A 14,707-nucleotide genomic window follows, 5' to 3' on the forward strand; every position below is an offset into this window, starting at 1 on the left:
GGCCGACACGGCGCACCACCAGCCGTTCGGCGGCAGCTCGTGCTTTCGGAGCCCGCTCCGCTGGGCTGTTCGGAGGCCTGGACGGGGCGTTCGCCCGGCCGTCGGCGACTACCCGTGGCGCTCGCGGAAGCCCAGCTCACCCCAGAACTCGCGGAGGTGCTCGTAGCGCAGCGCGACCTCCTCGGCGTCGCCCGACTCGAGCGCGTCGATGATCGCGTTCACGTCCTGGGCGGAGGTGTCCTCCAGCAGGTCCTTGTCCTCGATCAGCTGCACGAGGCCGCCGTAGTCGAGTTCGACGGCGGAGTGCGGGTGGAAGTGCTCCAGCCAGCGGCCGGTGTCCGCGAGGATCCGCGCGGGCCCGTTCTCCCCGATCGAGCGCTTCACGATCGCGTGAGCACGGGCGACCCGCCTGCGGGCGTCGGCCATGGCGACCCGCCAGGACAGCTGGCGGGCCGGGTCGTTCTGCGGGGCGAGCACGATCCGCCGGGTGTCCGGGTCGACCAGGGCGAACCAGGGCAGCGGCACGGTCCAGGTCGTGGAGACCACGTGCACCGCGCCCGCGTTCAGCTCGGCCATCACGAACGCCGCACGTGAGCGGACCTCGTCCGCACCCCTGTTGAGCGCCTCGGCCTGCAACGGGCCGGTGGAGTTGGCCAGGAAGCCGATCAGGCCCGCGGCGGAGCGGGCCCGCAGGTCCAGGGGGCAGACCAGGGGTCCGGGGCCGACCCGAGCCGCGTCGCTCGTAGGTACCTCGGCCGGACTGATGGTCATCACGTCGAAGGGGGCGTCCTGGACCACGCCACGCCCGTCCGAGCGATCTCCGGGGAGCAATCTGGACGGCGTGGCCAGTTGTGACCGCAACCACAGTTCCCGTTCGCGATCCCCGACGTCGGCCCGGCTCAGGGCGCCTTTTTCCAGCGCGCGACGCACCTGATCAGCCAATGGGGGTTCGAGCACCGACAGCGGCTCGTACACCCGCAGGTAGGCCACGAACGGTCTGGGCACGTGTGCATCGTGCCACGAAGGGCCTCGGAGGAGATCGGGCGGTGCGTCTCACAACTCCCAAGGCCTACCGCGTCGCGAGGAACCCCATCGACACGGTACGGTAGTTAGCAGGAACTAGTTGTCGAGACGAGTGGGGCCGCCGTTCCCCCGGCCGCCCCCGTCCCTGTCTGAGGGGGTCGAGCCATGGGGCGCGGCCGAGCGAAGGCCAAGCAGACGAAGGTGGCCCGAGAGCTTAAGTACAGCTCCCATTCCACCGACTTTGACGCCTTGCAACGCGAGCTGTCCAGCGGCGAGTCCGCGAATGGACACTTCAGCGACGAGCGACCAGACGATCCGTCGGAAGACGGATACGACGACTACCGTCGCTGAATCAGCCTGGGGCTTTCGAGGGTTGAGCCGCTTCGGCGGCTCAACCCTCGAAGTCTCGGGACCTTCTAGAACGCCCTTGCGTACTGCTTGGGCGCCTTCACCTCCGCCCCGAGCTGAACCGCTGCGTGCAGCGGCCAGTACGGGTCGCGGAGCAGTTCGCGCGCCAGGAGCACGATGTCGGCCGATCCGTCGGCGATGATCGCTTCAGCCTGCCGGGCGTCGGTGATCAAGCCGACCGCCCCGGTGGGCACTTCGGCCTTGCTTCGCACGATGTCGGCGAACGGCACCTGGTAACCCGGCCCCAAGGTGATCTTGGCGTCGGGTACCAGACCGCCGGACGACGCGTCGACGAGGTCTGCGCCGACTTCGGCGAGCGCCCGCGACAGCGCGACGCTGTCGTGCTCGTTCCAGCCGCCGTCGACCCAGTCGCTGGCGGAGATGCGGACGAGCACAGGCACGTCTTCGCCGACCGCTTCGCGCACGGCCGCCGTGACCTCCACGGCCAGCCTGGTGCGCCCCTCGAAGTCCCCGCCGTACCCGTCGGTCCTCCGGTTGGTGAGCGGCGAGAGGAACTGGTGCAGCAGGTAGCCGTGGGCCGCGTGCACCTCGACCAGCTCGAAGCCCGCGTCCAGCGACCTGCGGGCGGCCGCGGCGAAGTCCTCGACCACCTGACGAATGCCCTCTTCGTCCAGTTCGTCCGGCACGCGGTAGTCCGGGGTGAACGCCTCGGTGCCGACGCCGACGGGCGTCCAGCCGCCCTCCTCGTCCGGCACGCCGCCGTGGGCGTCGTCGAACGGGGCGTACGTGGAGGCCTTGCGGCCCGCGTGGGCGAGCTGGATGCCGGCGACCGCGCCGTTCTCCCTGATGAATTTCGTGATCGGCCGCCAGGCCGCGACCTGGTCGTCGTTCCAGATGCCGGTGTCGGCGGGCGAGATGCGCCCGATCGCCTGGACGGCGGTCGCCTCGGCGAGCACCAGTCCGGCGCCGCCGATCGCCCGCGAGCCGAGGTGCACCAGGTGCCAGTCGTTCGGCACCCCTTCCACGGCCGAGTACTGGCACATCGGGCTCACGGCGATCCGGTTGCGCAAGGTGACCGAGCGCAGGGCGAGAGGGGCGAACAGGGGGCTCATCCGACTCCTTCGGTATGGGGGTCCTCCCACGTCCAAGGTCCGGCGGAGGGTCGGTTGTTCCCGTTCCGACGCGGATCACACCGGGTGGGAGCAGCGGAATTCCAGTCCGACCGGTATCCCATTCGCAAGAGCGATGATCATCGAATACGGGATAACCACCGACGCCTGCGGCATGCGTCCAATTGGGTGTACTCTCCGCTGCACGTTCGGGGACTCCGCTGCACGCACTTACTCTCGGGTACGAGCGTGCGCTCACGATGAATTCGATTTTCACATCGCCTGCAGGTACCGACGAGCAACCAGGATCCAAATGCCATTGCCAACAGCAACACCGGATCTCGCGTGGCCGTCGAACAGCCTGCTGGGCCGCTTGCGCGACGCGCCGAGACAAGAACTCCTGAACATCGGGACGGTCGTCCGCTATCAGGCCGACCGCGAGGTCATCGAGCAGGATGCGAGCGACACTCACGTGCTGCTCCTGCTGGACGGCGTGGTGAAGGTCCAGGCTTCGGACGAGACCGGCAACACGGCGCTGCTGGCCATCCGCGTCGCGGGCGACCTCGTCGGCGAGATGTCCGCGCTGGACCAGAAGCCCCGCTCGGCGACCGTGGTGACCTGCGGGGACGTCGTCGCCAAGATGATCAGCAGCGCCGAGCTCATGAGCTTTCTGCTGCGCCGCAACGACGTGTTCGTCGAATTGCTCTCCATGATCAACGACCGGTTGCGGTGGGCGAATCAACGGCGTCGCGATTTCCTCTCGCACCCGGCCGCCGAGAGGGTCGCCCGAGTCGTGTTCGAACTCGTGCAGACCTATGGTCGCGAAGAACCCGAGGGGTGGGTGCTCGGAATCCCGTTGACGAAAGTCGAACTGGCGTCGATCGCGGGCATGAAGCCACGAACGGCCGAGAAGGCGTTCAGCGATCTGCGCAAGGCGGGGGTCGTCGTGAGCCATCTCCGGCGCAATGTCGTCGTCCCGGACATGCAGCGTCTGCGTGAATTCGCAAGCTGTTGAGACGAGGCCGCAGTCATGCGGTTTTCCATCCGATGCCGTACCCCACAGTGACTCTGCGCAGCCGCTTTCACCGGCACACCCCGGAGGTCGTCCACGATGAACCAGGCCAACTTTCGACGCAGCCTGCTCGTGTGCTGCGACCTGCGGAAGTACGGCGCCGCCGACGACCAGCTCCAGCGCATCCTCCAGGAGCTGCTGATCCAGAGCCTCGACCGCGCGGGCGCCGAGGCAGGTCTCGACCGCACCACGTGGCACCGGCAGCCCAAGGGCGACGAGGAGTTCGCCGTGCTGCCGCCGGACGCCCAGGAGCGCCTGGTCGTGGACGACTACGTGCGCGCCCTCAACGCCGAACTGCAGTCGGTCAACCGCTACCGCGTGCCCGAGGCCAAGGTGCGGATGCGGCTCGCGATCCACCACGGCGCGGTCGTGGACGGCGCCAACGGGTTCCCCGGCAAGGACGCCGTGCTGGTCAGCAGGCTGCTCAACAGCCGGGCCGCGCACCTCGCGCTGGAGGCCTTCCCGTCGGCCGACCTGGTCGTCGTCCTGTCCGAGCACCTCTACGACACGCTCGTCGCCACGGGCCACACCACCCTGAAGCCGGACGACTTCCGGCGCGTCGAGGTCACCGAGAAGACGTTCAGCGGGCACGGGCGGATGTGGGTGCCGGACGGCGACGTGCACGCGCTGGACCTCGCCGGGGCTTCGTCGGAGATGCCCGCTACCGCGAGCCAGGCCGGGTCGGTGAACCAGCACGCTGTGGCCAGTGGGGGGTCCGCGGTGTACCAGGCCGGTCGGGACCTGCGGGTCCCGTCGTCGGTGCAGAACGCGGACATGATCCAGAACTTCGACCGCAACGACATGAAGGGCTCGAACTTCGGCCCGACCTACCACCAAGGGACCGGCAGGGACTGATGGTGCGAACGGAGAGGAAACGCCGGAAGCCCGACGAGGGGCTCCGGCTGCTCGCCGGGACGGTGGCCGGAGCACTGGTGAAGGCCATGGACACGCACCTGTGGAACGGGGTGCGGGCGGAGGTCGCGGGAGTGCTCGGCTCGGGGGTGCCGCAGCGGGTGGAAGTGGTCAGCACCCGGTTGCAGGCTTCGCGGGACGAGTTGGCGCTGGTGCCCTGGGAGCGGAAGACCCAGGCCCGTGCGGATTTCGCGACGGAGTGGCGGGGGTCGATCCACGCCGTGCTGTGGGAACACCCGGAGTTGGAGGCGGAGTTGCGGGCGGTGCTGGGGGCGATCAGTCCCGCGCTGCCGCACACGCCGGTGGATGCGGCTGTGGTGCATCCTGGGCCGCCGGCGGGGTGAGGTTGGGTTTGAGGGGCTCGCGGATTGGGGCTCCGGTTGGGGCTGGGGCGTGGGTTTAGGGCGGCTGCACCCGGTTGCCGAGTGTTCTAGGCTTGACGAACCTTGTCAAGACGGGAAAGATGTCTTGACAAGGTTCGTCAAGCCTAGAGCGGCTTTGTATCGGGTGCAGGGGTGAGTCTGGCTACGCCAGCATTCGGCTTCGCCGAACTAGGGCACCTCGCTGCGCGTCGGTAAGGCAGGCGGGCGCTCCGCGCCGGGTGCGAGGGGGCGGCTGCGCCGGTGGTGGGTATCGGCTTCGGCTTTGCCGATGGGGCATCCTGGGCTGCGCCTTTGGGCGAAGTTCGATGCTTCGCATCGACATCCCTTGCTTTGCGTTGGGCGAGGGCATTGGCTTCGTTTGGACTTGGGTGAGTCGTTGGTGGCTTGTGGATTCAGTTCAGGTAGCGGAGTTGTCGTGTTTTGTCGTTGAGCATTTGGTCGTGGGCGTCGGTGATTTCGGTGCGGTGGGCGGTTTCCGGAACGGCGACTTCCCACCAGGCGCCGGCTTCGGTCCAGGAGGAGGGGTGGGTGCGGATGACGACCACTGCGGGGCGGTGTTCGCCTGTGGCGGCTTCGCGGGCTTTGCGGTAGGCGTCGGCCAGGCCTGCCAGGTCGTCGGTTGGGAAGACCGCGCATCCCATGGAGGCGGCGTGGGCGGCGAAGTCGGTGCGTGGTGGTGCGGTGTGGGTGGTGCGGACGTCGGTGTACATGTTGTTGAAGCCGGTGCCGCCCTGGCCGGTTTGCAGGCGGTGGATGACGGCGTAGCCGTCGTTGTCGCAGACGACGGCCACGAAGCCGTGGCCTGCGAAGGCGGCTGAGAAGAGTTCCGAGTTGAGCATGAGGTAGGAGCCGTCGCCCAGCAACGTCGTGACGACGCCGTCCGGGCGGGCGATGGCGGCGCCCCAGGCGCCTGCCAGTTCGTAGCCCATGCAGGAGAAGCCGTACTCGACGTCCATCGTGGACTCGCCGACTGCCCGCCAGCCGCCGATGAGCTCGCCGGGCAGGCCGCCGGAGGCGGTCATGACGTAGTCCTCGGGGGTGCTGAGGTCGTTGACGACGCCGACCACCTGCGCGTACGTCGGCAGGTCGGCGCCGGGGGTGCGGAGGCCGTCGATGTGCTCGTCCCAGCGGCAGCGTTCGACCACGGCCTCGTCCGCCCAGCGGGAGTCGGCCTGCCAGTCGCCGAGCAGGTCCGTCAGCTCGCGCAGCGCCTCGTCGGCGTCGGCCACGAGTGCCTGGGCGCCGTGCTTCACGGCGTCGAAGCGGGCGGCGTTGAGCATGACGATGCGGACGTCCGGTGAGAACACGGTCCAGGAGGCGGTGGTGAAGTCCTGGAGCCTGGTGCCGACGGCGATGACCACGTCGGCCGCGGCGGCCAGCACGTTCGCCGACGTCGAGCCGGTGACGCCCAGCGGCCCGGCGTTGAGCGGGTGGTCGTGGGGGACGAGGGTGCGGCCCGCGGTGGTTTCGACGATCGGGATGCGGTGCTGTTCGGCGAAGCGCAGTGCGCGGCCCGCCGCGCCTGAATACCGGACGCCGCCGCCGAGGACCAGCAGTGGTTTGCGGGCGGCGGTGATCGCGTCCGCGGCGCCGGTGAGGGCGCGCAGGTCGGGGCGCTGTCGTTGCAGGCGGTGGACGACCGGGTGGAACAGGGCGTCGGGGAAGTCGTAGGACTCGGCCTGGACGTCCTGCGGCAGGGCGAGGGTGACCGGGCCGCAGTCGGCTGGGTCGGTCAGCACCCTGGTGACCTGGGGCAGCGTGGACATCAGCTGCTCGGGGCGGGTGATCCGGTCGAAGTAGCGGCTGACCGCGCGGAACGCGTCGTTGACCGTGGCGCCGGGGTCGTGGAAGTGCTCGACCTGCTGGAGGACGGGGTCGGGGGCGCGACCGACGAAGGTGTCGCCGGGCAGCAGCAGGAGCGGCAGGCGGTTGGCGTGGGCGACACCGGCGGCGGTCACCATGTTCAGCGCGCCGGGGCCGATGGACGAGGTGGCGACGCCGACCTGGCGGCGGTGGGTGGCCTTGCCGATGCCGACGGCGGCGAGCGCCATGCCCTGTTCGTTCTGGCCGCGCCACACCGGGAGCCGGTCGCGGACCTCCTCCAGGGCGTTGCCGACGCCGAGCACGTTGCCGTGGCCGAAGATCGCGAACACGCCGGGGAACAGCGGCGCCTCCGAGCCGTCGAACAGCTCGGTGCGCTGCGCGAGCATCCAGCGGACCAGCGCCTGTGCCGTGGTGAGCCTCATGCCGTTCGCCCCTTCGCGGTCGTCACGGGGCAGCGCGGGTCCAGGTCCTGCTCGGCCCAGCCGTCCCGGATCCAGGTGTGGGCCGGGTCGTCGCAGAACGCGAGCGAGCGCTCGGCGCCGGGCCCGGCCAGGACGTTCAGGTAGTACATGGGGTAACCGGGGGCTGCCACGCACGGACCGTGGTAGCCGCGCGGGATCAGGAAGACGTCGCCGTCGCGCACCGCCACGTCCTCGTCGACCTCCCCGTCGCCGGTGTAGGTCTTGTGCAGCCCGAACCCCTCGCGCGACGGGGTCACGCCGTCGCGGCCCGCGATGCGGAAGTAGTAGACCTCCTCGTTGACCACCTCGCACGGCTCGGTGTCGTCGTGCTTGTGCGGCGGGTAGGAGGACCAGTTGCCGTCGGGCGTGATCAGCTCGCACGCGACGAGCTTGTCCGCGTGGTCCCAGACGCCGGGCACGCCGAAGTTGGTGACCTGCCTGGTGGCGTTGCCGGCACCGCGCACCTCGACCGGCACGTCCTCCGCCGGGCCGTACTTCGGGGTGAGCCGCCGTTCGCAGCGGGCCATCGGCAGGGCCAGTTCGACGCCCGCCTCCGACGTCAGCGCGACGCGGGCGTCCCTTGGCACGTAGGCGAAGTCGGTGACCCTGGTGAACACGGAGTCGCGGCCGGTCAGCTCGAACCGCTCGCCGTCGACCTCCACGACGCAGCCGCCCGCGAGCGGCAGGACGAACGCCTCGAACTCGCCGGTCTCGATCGTCCGGCTCTCCCCCGCGGCCAGCACCAGCACGCGCAGGCCGGTGTAGGTCCAGCCCGCCTCGGCCGGGCCGAGCCGGATCGGGTCGTCGCCGTCGGTGAGCGTCCCGAGTGGACGGTGCCAGCTCATGCCGTGACCTCCTCCTGCGCGGCGCGGAGCACGGCGGCCGCCGCGGCGACCGCGCCCGCCACGTCGCCGTCGGGCGGGTAGAGCAGGGCACGGCCGACGACCAGGCCGCGCACGGTGGGGTGCCGCAGGGATCGGCCCCACGACGCCAGGTCGTCCTCGGGCCGCGGTGACGGCACGCCGCCGAGCACCAGCGTGGGCAGCGTCGTGCTGCCCAGCGCGACCTCCGGGTCCGCGGGCGCGGGGAGCTTGAGCCAGGTGTAGGCCGAGGTCACGCCCAGTCCGGCGGCGATGGCGGCGGCACGGGCGAGCGACGCGGAGTCCTTGCGCAGCACCAGGTTCCCTGCCTCGTCCCGGTCGTAGGGCAGCGGTTCCACCATCGCCACCAGACCGTGCTGGGCGAGCGCGGACACGGCCTGCGCGCAGCCCTCCAGGGTCGGGGCGGTGCCCGCGTCGGTGTCCACCAGGCGCAGCAGCATCTTGCCGCCGTCGAGCCCGTTGGTGGCGATGGACGCGGCGTCGTAGCCGGTGAACCGGTCGTCGACCTCCCAGTCCGCGCCGGCGAGACCGCCGCGGTTCATCGAGCCGATCACGACCTTCTCGTGCAGGCCGTCGAGCAGCAGCAGGTCCTCGACCACGTCCGGGGTGCCCAGCACGCCGTCCACGTCGGGGTCGGCCAGCGCGGTGAGCAGCCGGTCCAGCAGCGAACGGCGGTCCGCCATGGCCATCGGGTCGCCGCCGACGCCGAGCGCGCCGCGGGCCGGGTGGTCCGCGGCGACCAGGAACAGCGTGCCCCGCTCGGACAGCAGGCCCTTGCGGCCGCGCCGGGCCTGGTAGGCGCGGCGGATCGAGCCGGGATCGGTGGCGCGCGTGGTCAGCAGCTCCGACCACTGCCGGTCGGTGATCACAGGTGCTCCTCGATCTCGTGCGGCTCGGGCATGGCGTCCGCGCAGGCCAGCCGGGACGCCACCAGCGCGCCCGCGACGTTGGCGTAGCGGGCGATCCGCACCGGGTCCCAGCCCGCGAGCAGGCCGTGGACCAGCGCGCCGCCGAACGCGTCCCCGGCGCCGAGGCCGCACACCACGTCGATCGGGTGCGGCGGCACGGTCCACGAGCCCTCGCGGGTCGCCACCAGCACGCCCTCCGCGCCCTTCTTCACCAGCGCCAGCTCCACACCGCGGTCCAGCAGCCTGCGGGCGGCCTCGTCCGGGTCGGCCGTGCCGACGGCCACCTCGACCTCGGTCCGGTTGCCGACGGCCACCGTCACGTGGTCCAGCATCCAGCCGATCTCGCGGCGGGCACTGTCCACATCGGACCAGAACATGGGGCGGTGGTCGAGGTCGAGCACGGTGTGCGCCCTCCTCCCGCGGTGCTCCAGCATCCTGCGCTGGGTTCCCCGCGCGGGCTCGGTCGACACCCCCGTCCCGGTCACCCACAGCACCGGCACGTCCGCGACGACGTCCCACGGCACGTCCGGCTCGACGAGGGTGAGGTCGGGCGCGATGGGCGAGCGGTAGAACAGCAGCGGCGGGTCCTCGGGCGGGTTGAGCTCGCAGAACACCACCGGCGTCTGGAGGCCCTCGGCCGTGCCGACGAACTCCGGCGACACGCCGAACCCGGCCAGCGCCTCGCGCACGTAGTCGCCGAACCCGTCCGGGCCGACCTTGGTCAGCACCCCGGCCCGGCGGCCGAGCCGCGCGGCGGCGACCGCGACGTTGGTCGCGGTGCCGCCGAGCGACTTGGCGAACGTGCGCACGGCCGACAGCGGGACACCGCTCTGCTCGGGGTAGAGGTCGACGCCGACACGACCGACCGTGAGCACGTCCAACGCCATCAGCCCACGTCCTCCTTCTCGACGACCACGGCGGCGGTGCCCGCGTCGTCGGCGGGACCCGCCTCGGCGGCGCGCAGTTCGTGCGACAGGGCGTCCAGCTCGGCGCCACCGGCCATCTGCCGGGTCAGCTCCTCGATGGTGATGTCGGCCTTGTCGTAGGAGCCCAGCGAACGCCCCCGCTTGAGCAGCAGGAACCGGTCGCCGACCGGGTAGGCGTGGTGCGGGTTGTGCGTGATCAGCACGACGCCGAGGCCGCGGTCGCGGGCCCGTGCCACGTACTTGAGCACCACCCCGGCCTGCTTCACGCCGAGCGCGGCGGTCGGCTCGTCCAGGATCAGCACCTTCGCGCCGAAGTGCACGGCCCGCGCGATGGCGACGCACTGCCGTTCACCACCGGACAGCGTGCCCACCGGCTGCTCGACGTCCCGCAGGTCGATGCCCATCTCGGACAGCGCCTTCTTCGTGACCTCGCGGCCCTGCCTGCGGTCGAGCACCTTGAACGGCCCGACCCCCTTGGTCGGCTCGGAGCCGAGGAAGAAGTTGCGCCACACGCTCATCAGCGGCACCACCGCGAGGTCCTGGTAGACCGTCGCGATGCCGTGGTCGAGCGCCTCGCGCGGCGAGGTGAAGCTGATCTCCTCGCCCTCGACCCGCAGGGAGCCGCGGTCGTGCTGGTGCACCCCGGCCAGGATCTTGATCAACGTGGACTTGCCGGCGCCGTTGTCGCCGAGCACGCAGGTGACCTCGCCCGCGTTGACCACGGTGGAGACGTCACGCAGCGCGATGACGCTGCCGTAGGTCTTGCCGATCCCGTCGGTCTCGATCAGTGGCGTCATCGCCGCACCCGTTCCGCTCGCCGCCGCAGGGCGTTGTTGACCAGCACCGCGGACAGCAGCATCACGCCGAGGAACAGCTGGAACCAGTCGCTGTTCCAGTTGGCGTAGACGATGCCCTGGCGGGCCATGCCGAAGATCAGCGCGCCGATGGCGGCGCCCACCGCGGAGCCGAAGCCGCCGGTGAGCAGGCAGCCGCCGATGACCGCCGCGATGATGAACTGGAACTCCAGCCCGATGCCCTGGTTCGCCTGCACGCTGGTGAACCGCAGGATGTTGATCGACCCGACCAGCCACGCCGCGAACGCCGTGGTCATGAACAGGAAGACCTTCGTGCGCATCACCGGCACGCCGACCGCGCGGGAGCTGAGCGCCGACCCGCCGACCGCGAAGATCCAGTTGCCGAACCTGGTGCGCACCAGGATGGTCGACGCGACGACGGTGAACAGGACCCACCAGATGATGGAGATGTAGAACGACGTCCCGCCGAAGGTGAACGTCGACGCGAACAGGAACCCGGCCGACGCGTAGCCGTCGGTGTCGCGCATCCCCGACACCTGCACGGTGCCGGTGACGGCCCGCGTGATGCCCAGGTTGAGGCCCTGCAACGCGAGGAACGTGCCCAGCGTGACGATGAAGCTGGGCAGCCCCGTCCGCATCACCAGCCAGCCGTTGAGCGCACCGACGCCCAGGGCGAACAGCAGCGACGCGAACAGGGCCAGCCAGACGTTCCAGCCGAGCTGGGTGGAGAGGATGGCCGTGACCAGGGCGGTGGACGCCGTCATGACACCGGCGGACAGGTCGAACTCGCCGCCGATCATGAGCAGCGACACCGCCACCGCCATGATGCCCAGCGTGGACGCGTCGTCGAGCCAGGTCGCGACACCGCCGGGGCTCAGGAACTGCTCGGTGACGATCGAGAAGAACAGGAACACCAGCAGTGCCCCGAGCAGTGAGCCGATCTCCGGGCGCACGACCAGCCGGTCGAGCACACCGGGTTTGCCGACCCGCTCGTCGGCGGTTGGTGGAGCTTGCGCTGCCACTGCGTTCTTACCTCCTGGCACTGTTCCCCACTCCCCGGCGCTCGTCTACCGGGTTCCGCGCTTGGCGTATTCCTCGACCTTGTCCACATTGGACTTGTCGACGAAGCCGGGACCGGTCAGCACGGGCTGGCCACCGCCGACGGTGTTCGCGTTGTCGTGGTAGAGCTTCAGCATCACGATCGGCAGGTAGCCCTGCTCGTACTGCTGCTGGTCCACGGCGAAGAGCACGTCACCGGCCTTGATGCCGGAGACCACGTCGGCGTTGAGGTCGAAGGTCGCGACGGACGCCTTCGAGGACGCGCCCTTGACCGCGCTGGCCGCGTTGACGGCGACCTGCGGGTTCAGCGCCAGCACGGCGTCGATCGACGAGTCGGTCTGCAGCGCGCCCTTGATGCGGGCCTCGATGTCGGTCGGGTTGTTGATGTCGACCTGGAGGTTCGTCACGGTGCCGCCGAAACCGGTCTTGGCACCGTCGCAGCGCTGGTTGAGGCCGATGTTGCCCGCCTCGTGGATCACGCAGAGCAGCTTGGTCTTGCCCGCTTCCTTGAGCTTCTTGCCCGCCTGCTCGCCCGCGATCCCCTCCTCCTGGCCGACGTGCGCGATGGCGCCGAACGACGCGCTCTTGTCACCGCCGGAGTTGATGGTGATCACCGGGATGCCCGCCTTGACGGCGGCGTCGATGGAGGTCTTCAGCGCGTCCGGGTTCGCCATCGACACGACGAGGCCGCCGACCTTCTGCGACACCGCGTTGTCGATCAGCTTGGACTGCGCGCCGGGGTCGCCGTCGGAGTTGTAGTCGACCGTCACGCCGAGCGCCTTGCCCGCGTCGGTCGCGCCGTTCTTGACCACGTTCCAGAACGTGTCACCGGCCGAGCCGTGCGTGACCACGGCGACCTTGAGCGCACCGCCGCTCGTGGCGGAACCGGTGTCCGGGCTGCCGGAGCTGCTGGTGTTGTTGCTCGCGGCGGGACCGCTGCACGCGGCCAGCAGCGCGACCGCGGCCATCCCGAGGCCGACGCGCAGAGCACTTCGTCTTGCAGAGCGAACAGACGTCATCGTCCCTGGCCCTTTCCGGTGATCTTGTTGAGGTGCGCGAGGCTGCGCGCGGTGTCCAGCACCGGGGTGTCGGCAGGACCGCCGTCGCCGAGCGCGGTGTCCTGCTCGAGGACGAACCAGCCGGTGTAACCCGCCTCCTGGACGAGTCCCACCAGCGCCTCGATGTCGACGTCACCGTCTCCGAGGGGGACGTAGATGCCCTCCTGGACCGCGGCGGTGTAGCCGACCCGCCCGTCGCGCACCCCGGCGGCGATGTCGGCGCGCACGTCCTTGAGGTGCACGTGACCGATCCGCTCGGAGTGCCGTCGGGCCAGGTCGACCGGATCCACGCCACCGATGAGCAGGTGGCCGGTGTCCAGGCAGAGCTTGAGCTCGGAGTCCGCGAGGAACCGCTCGACCTCGGCGGCGCGCTCGACGTGCGTGCCGACGTGCGGGTGCAGCACCGTGCGCAGGCCGTGGCCCGCCGCGATGTCGGCGATCTTCGCGGACGTCTGGATCAACGTCCGCCACTGCTCGTCGGTCAGGTCGGGCCGTTCGTCGTACCCGTCCAGCCCGGTCGCGGCGGCCAGCACGAGCACCTCGGCGCCACCGGCGGCCAGCAGCGCGGCGACCCGGTCCGCTTCCTCCACTGTGGACGGAACCCGCGGCGGGTCGTGCAGCACGACGGCCAGGAACCCGCCGACGAGGCTGAGGTCGTGCTCGGCGAGCAGCGCGCGCAGCGCCTCCGGGTCCGAGGGCAGGTAGTCCGGCGGCCCGAGTTCCGTCGCCACCAGACCGAGCGACGCCATCTCGCCCAGCACCCGGTCGGGCTCCAGCACCCGACCCCAGCCGGGCACCTCGCACACACCCCAGGAGATGGGTGCGCCCGCGATCTTCATCATGCGTCAACCCCTGTCAGCCGGACCGGTGAGCCGGAACGCCGTGAAGCCTCGCACGCTTCGGCGAGTCGGAGGCTGATCAAACTCTCCCGCGCCGGGGACGGGTTCGCCACTTCGCCCGCCACGACCTGCGTGAACACGGTCATCTCGTTGAGGTAGGCGCGGTGGAAGCGCTCCGGGAAACCGGGGTAGGCGTCGTCCGCGACGACCGGGCCGCCGGGTTCGAGGGAGGTCAGGGGGGTGCGGGCGTCGACGCCGACGGCGAGCGAGTCCCTGCTGCCGAGCACCTCGATGCGGTGGTCGTAGCCGAGCGGGTCGTGGCGGCCACCGGCCAGGGTGGCGTGGGCGCCGCCCGCGAACTTCAGCAGCACCACGGCGTTGTCCACGTCGTCCGCGTCGGCGAACGCCTGGTCCACCAGCACCGAGCCGGACGCGTACACCTCGACGACTGGTTCGCCGACCAGCCACGGGACGGCGTCCAGGTCGTGGATGAGCAGGTCGCGGAAGATGCCGCCGGAGGCGGGCAGGTAGCCGAAGTCCGGCGGCTGGGCGTCGTTGCCGATGGCCCGCACCAGGTAGACGTCACCGACCTCGCCCGCGCGGATGCGCCGGTGCAGCTCGAAGACCGCCGGGTCGAAGCGGCGCTGGAACCCGACCAGCACCTCGACCCCGGAGGCCTCCACGTCGTCGACCAGCGCGCGCATCTGGTCCAGGTCGCTCGCGATCGGCTTCTCGCACAGCGCGGGCACCTTGGCCGCGAGCGCCGCGCGCAGCAGCGCCGGGTGCGTGTTCGTCGGTGTCGCGAGGAGCACGCCGTCACTCGCGGTGAGCAGTGCGTCGAGGTCGTCGACGGCCTTCGTGCCCGGCAGCGCGGCCGACGCCTGCGCCGCGCGGCCGGGCACCGGGTCGAACAGGAGGACCTCGTCCACCCGGTCCAGCGAGGCCAGGTTGGTGGCGTGCATCGTGCCGATCCGGCCGACTCCAGCGACTCCGATCCGCATGCGGAGGGTCTCCGTCCTGGTAGGAGGTCTGTGGCGTTAGAGCGCTCTATTGGTTGGAGCGCTCCAA

General features: G+C 70.6%; 15 protein-coding genes. 4 read left to right on the plus strand and 11 right to left on the minus strand.

Going from position 1 to position 14,707, the window contains the following annotated elements; genetic code table 11:
- Nucleotides 1-108 precede the first annotated feature (108 nt).
- Entirely contained in the window at nt 109-1,005 is an 897-nt protein-coding gene (locus RM788_RS23650; RefSeq protein ID WP_315933947.1) for a DUF8083 family protein, read from the minus strand.
- 183 nt (nt 1,006-1,188) lie between these two features.
- On the opposite strand from RM788_RS23650, the gene RM788_RS23655 reads away from it, so the two are divergent.
- Complete coding sequence (locus tag RM788_RS23655; RefSeq protein ID WP_106196235.1) at nt 1,189-1,374, plus strand: DUF3073 domain-containing protein; 186 nt, start codon at nt 1,189-1,191, stop codon at nt 1,372-1,374.
- 65 nt (nt 1,375-1,439) lie between these two features.
- On the opposite strand, the gene RM788_RS23660 is transcribed toward RM788_RS23655, so the two are convergent.
- Nucleotides 1,440-2,504 (minus strand): NADH:flavin oxidoreductase/NADH oxidase, encoded by a 1,065-nt coding sequence (locus RM788_RS23660; protein WP_315933948.1) that lies wholly within the window; start codon nt 2,502-2,504, stop codon nt 1,440-1,442.
- A gap of 310 nt (nt 2,505-2,814) precedes the next feature.
- Here RM788_RS23660 and RM788_RS23665 point away from each other — a divergent pair, with 310 nt between their 5' ends.
- The 3 genes from RM788_RS23665 to RM788_RS23675 all read left to right on the plus strand — a co-directional run bounded on the left by RM788_RS23665 (nt 2,815) and on the right by RM788_RS23675 (nt 4,829).
- Nucleotides 2,815-3,516 (plus strand): Crp/Fnr family transcriptional regulator, encoded by a 702-nt coding sequence (locus RM788_RS23665; protein ID WP_315933949.1) that lies wholly within the window; start codon nt 2,815-2,817, stop codon nt 3,514-3,516.
- Between the two features lie 96 nt (nt 3,517-3,612).
- Nucleotides 3,613-4,428: a hypothetical protein gene (locus tag RM788_RS23670; RefSeq protein WP_315933950.1), complete on the plus strand. Its 816-nt coding sequence runs from the start codon at nt 3,613-3,615 to the stop codon at nt 4,426-4,428.
- Nucleotides 4,428-4,829 carry a hypothetical protein gene (locus tag RM788_RS23675; protein WP_315933951.1) on the plus strand — a complete coding sequence of 134 codons (402 nt, stop codon included), beginning with the start codon at nt 4,428-4,430 and terminating at the stop codon, nt 4,827-4,829. The genes RM788_RS23670 and RM788_RS23675 overlap by 1 nt, the downstream gene beginning before the upstream one ends.
- Before the next feature lie 431 nt (nt 4,830-5,260).
- Here the strand turns inward: RM788_RS23675 and iolD are convergent, their stop codons facing one another.
- Genes iolD through RM788_RS23720 form a run of 9 tightly spaced genes read right to left on the minus strand, consistent with a single transcriptional unit; the run spans nt 5,261 to nt 14,640 of the window.
- On the minus strand, nt 5,261-7,114 hold the full coding sequence (gene iolD, locus RM788_RS23680) for a 3D-(3,5/4)-trihydroxycyclohexane-1,2-dione acylhydrolase (decyclizing) (RefSeq protein ID WP_315933952.1): 1,854 nt from the start codon (nt 7,112-7,114) through the stop codon (nt 5,261-5,263).
- Nucleotides 7,111-7,998: a 5-deoxy-glucuronate isomerase gene (iolB, locus tag RM788_RS23685; protein WP_315933954.1), complete on the minus strand. Its 888-nt coding sequence runs from the start codon at nt 7,996-7,998 to the stop codon at nt 7,111-7,113. The genes iolD and iolB overlap by 4 nt, the downstream gene beginning before the upstream one ends.
- The gene (locus RM788_RS23690) at nt 7,995-8,903 is read right to left on the minus strand and encodes a Cgl0159 family (beta/alpha)8-fold protein (protein ID WP_315933955.1); all 909 of its coding nucleotides are present in this window, start codon (nt 8,901-8,903) and stop codon (nt 7,995-7,997) included. Before RM788_RS23690 ends, iolB begins: the two co-directional genes overlap by 4 nt.
- Nucleotides 8,900-9,829 carry a 5-dehydro-2-deoxygluconokinase gene (iolC, locus tag RM788_RS23695; protein ID WP_315933956.1) on the minus strand — a complete coding sequence of 310 codons (930 nt, stop codon included), beginning with the start codon at nt 9,827-9,829 and terminating at the stop codon, nt 8,900-8,902. Before iolC ends, RM788_RS23690 begins: the two co-directional genes overlap by 4 nt.
- Nucleotides 9,829-10,665 (minus strand): ATP-binding cassette domain-containing protein, encoded by an 837-nt coding sequence (locus tag RM788_RS23700; protein ID WP_315933957.1) that lies wholly within the window; start codon nt 10,663-10,665, stop codon nt 9,829-9,831. The genes iolC and RM788_RS23700 overlap by 1 nt, the downstream gene beginning before the upstream one ends.
- Nucleotides 10,662-11,705, minus strand: a complete 1,044-nt coding sequence (locus RM788_RS23705; RefSeq protein WP_315933958.1) for an ABC transporter permease — start codon at nt 11,703-11,705, stop codon at nt 10,662-10,664. The genes RM788_RS23700 and RM788_RS23705 overlap by 4 nt, the downstream gene beginning before the upstream one ends.
- 45 nt (nt 11,706-11,750) lie before the next feature.
- Complete coding sequence (locus RM788_RS23710) at nt 11,751-12,761, minus strand: sugar ABC transporter substrate-binding protein (protein ID WP_315933959.1); 1,011 nt, start codon at nt 12,759-12,761, stop codon at nt 11,751-11,753.
- Entirely contained in the window at nt 12,758-13,642 is an 885-nt protein-coding gene (locus RM788_RS23715) for a TIM barrel protein (RefSeq protein WP_315933960.1), read from the minus strand. Before RM788_RS23715 ends, RM788_RS23710 begins: the two co-directional genes overlap by 4 nt.
- Nucleotides 13,639-14,640 carry a Gfo/Idh/MocA family protein gene (locus RM788_RS23720; RefSeq protein ID WP_315933961.1) on the minus strand — a complete coding sequence of 334 codons (1,002 nt, stop codon included), beginning with the start codon at nt 14,638-14,640 and terminating at the stop codon, nt 13,639-13,641. The genes RM788_RS23715 and RM788_RS23720 overlap by 4 nt, the downstream gene beginning before the upstream one ends.
- Between the last annotated feature and the right edge of the window lie 67 nt (nt 14,641-14,707).

Origin of the sequence: Umezawaea sp. Da 62-37 (assembly GCF_032460545.1) — a bacterium.
Classification (GTDB): domain Bacteria; phylum Actinomycetota; class Actinomycetes; order Mycobacteriales; family Pseudonocardiaceae; genus Umezawaea.

Coding starts and splice junctions, on each gene's coding strand:
- RM788_RS23655 (WP_106196235.1), top strand. CDS start 1,189: ATGGGGCGCGGCCGAGCGAAGGCCAAGCAGACGAAGGTGGCCCGAGAG.
- RM788_RS23660 (WP_315933948.1), bottom strand. CDS start 2,504: ATGAGCCCCCTGTTCGCCCCTCTCGCCCTGCGCTCGGTCACCTTGCGC.
- RM788_RS23665 (WP_315933949.1), top strand. CDS start 2,815: ATGCCATTGCCAACAGCAACACCGGATCTCGCGTGGCCGTCGAACAGC.
- RM788_RS23670 (WP_315933950.1), top strand. CDS start 3,613: ATGAACCAGGCCAACTTTCGACGCAGCCTGCTCGTGTGCTGCGACCTG.
- RM788_RS23675 (WP_315933951.1), top strand. CDS start 4,428: ATGGTGCGAACGGAGAGGAAACGCCGGAAGCCCGACGAGGGGCTCCGG.
- iolD (WP_315933952.1), bottom strand. CDS start 7,114: ATGAGGCTCACCACGGCACAGGCGCTGGTCCGCTGGATGCTCGCGCAG.
- iolB (WP_315933954.1), bottom strand. CDS start 7,998: ATGAGCTGGCACCGTCCACTCGGGACGCTCACCGACGGCGACGACCCG.
- iolC (WP_315933956.1), bottom strand. CDS start 9,829: ATGGCGTTGGACGTGCTCACGGTCGGTCGTGTCGGCGTCGACCTCTAC.
- RM788_RS23700 (WP_315933957.1), bottom strand. CDS start 10,665: ATGACGCCACTGATCGAGACCGACGGGATCGGCAAGACCTACGGCAGC.
- RM788_RS23710 (WP_315933959.1), bottom strand. CDS start 12,761: ATGACGTCTGTTCGCTCTGCAAGACGAAGTGCTCTGCGCGTCGGCCTC.
- RM788_RS23715 (WP_315933960.1), bottom strand. CDS start 13,642: ATGATGAAGATCGCGGGCGCACCCATCTCCTGGGGTGTGTGCGAGGTG.
- RM788_RS23720 (WP_315933961.1), bottom strand. CDS start 14,640: ATGCGGATCGGAGTCGCTGGAGTCGGCCGGATCGGCACGATGCACGCC.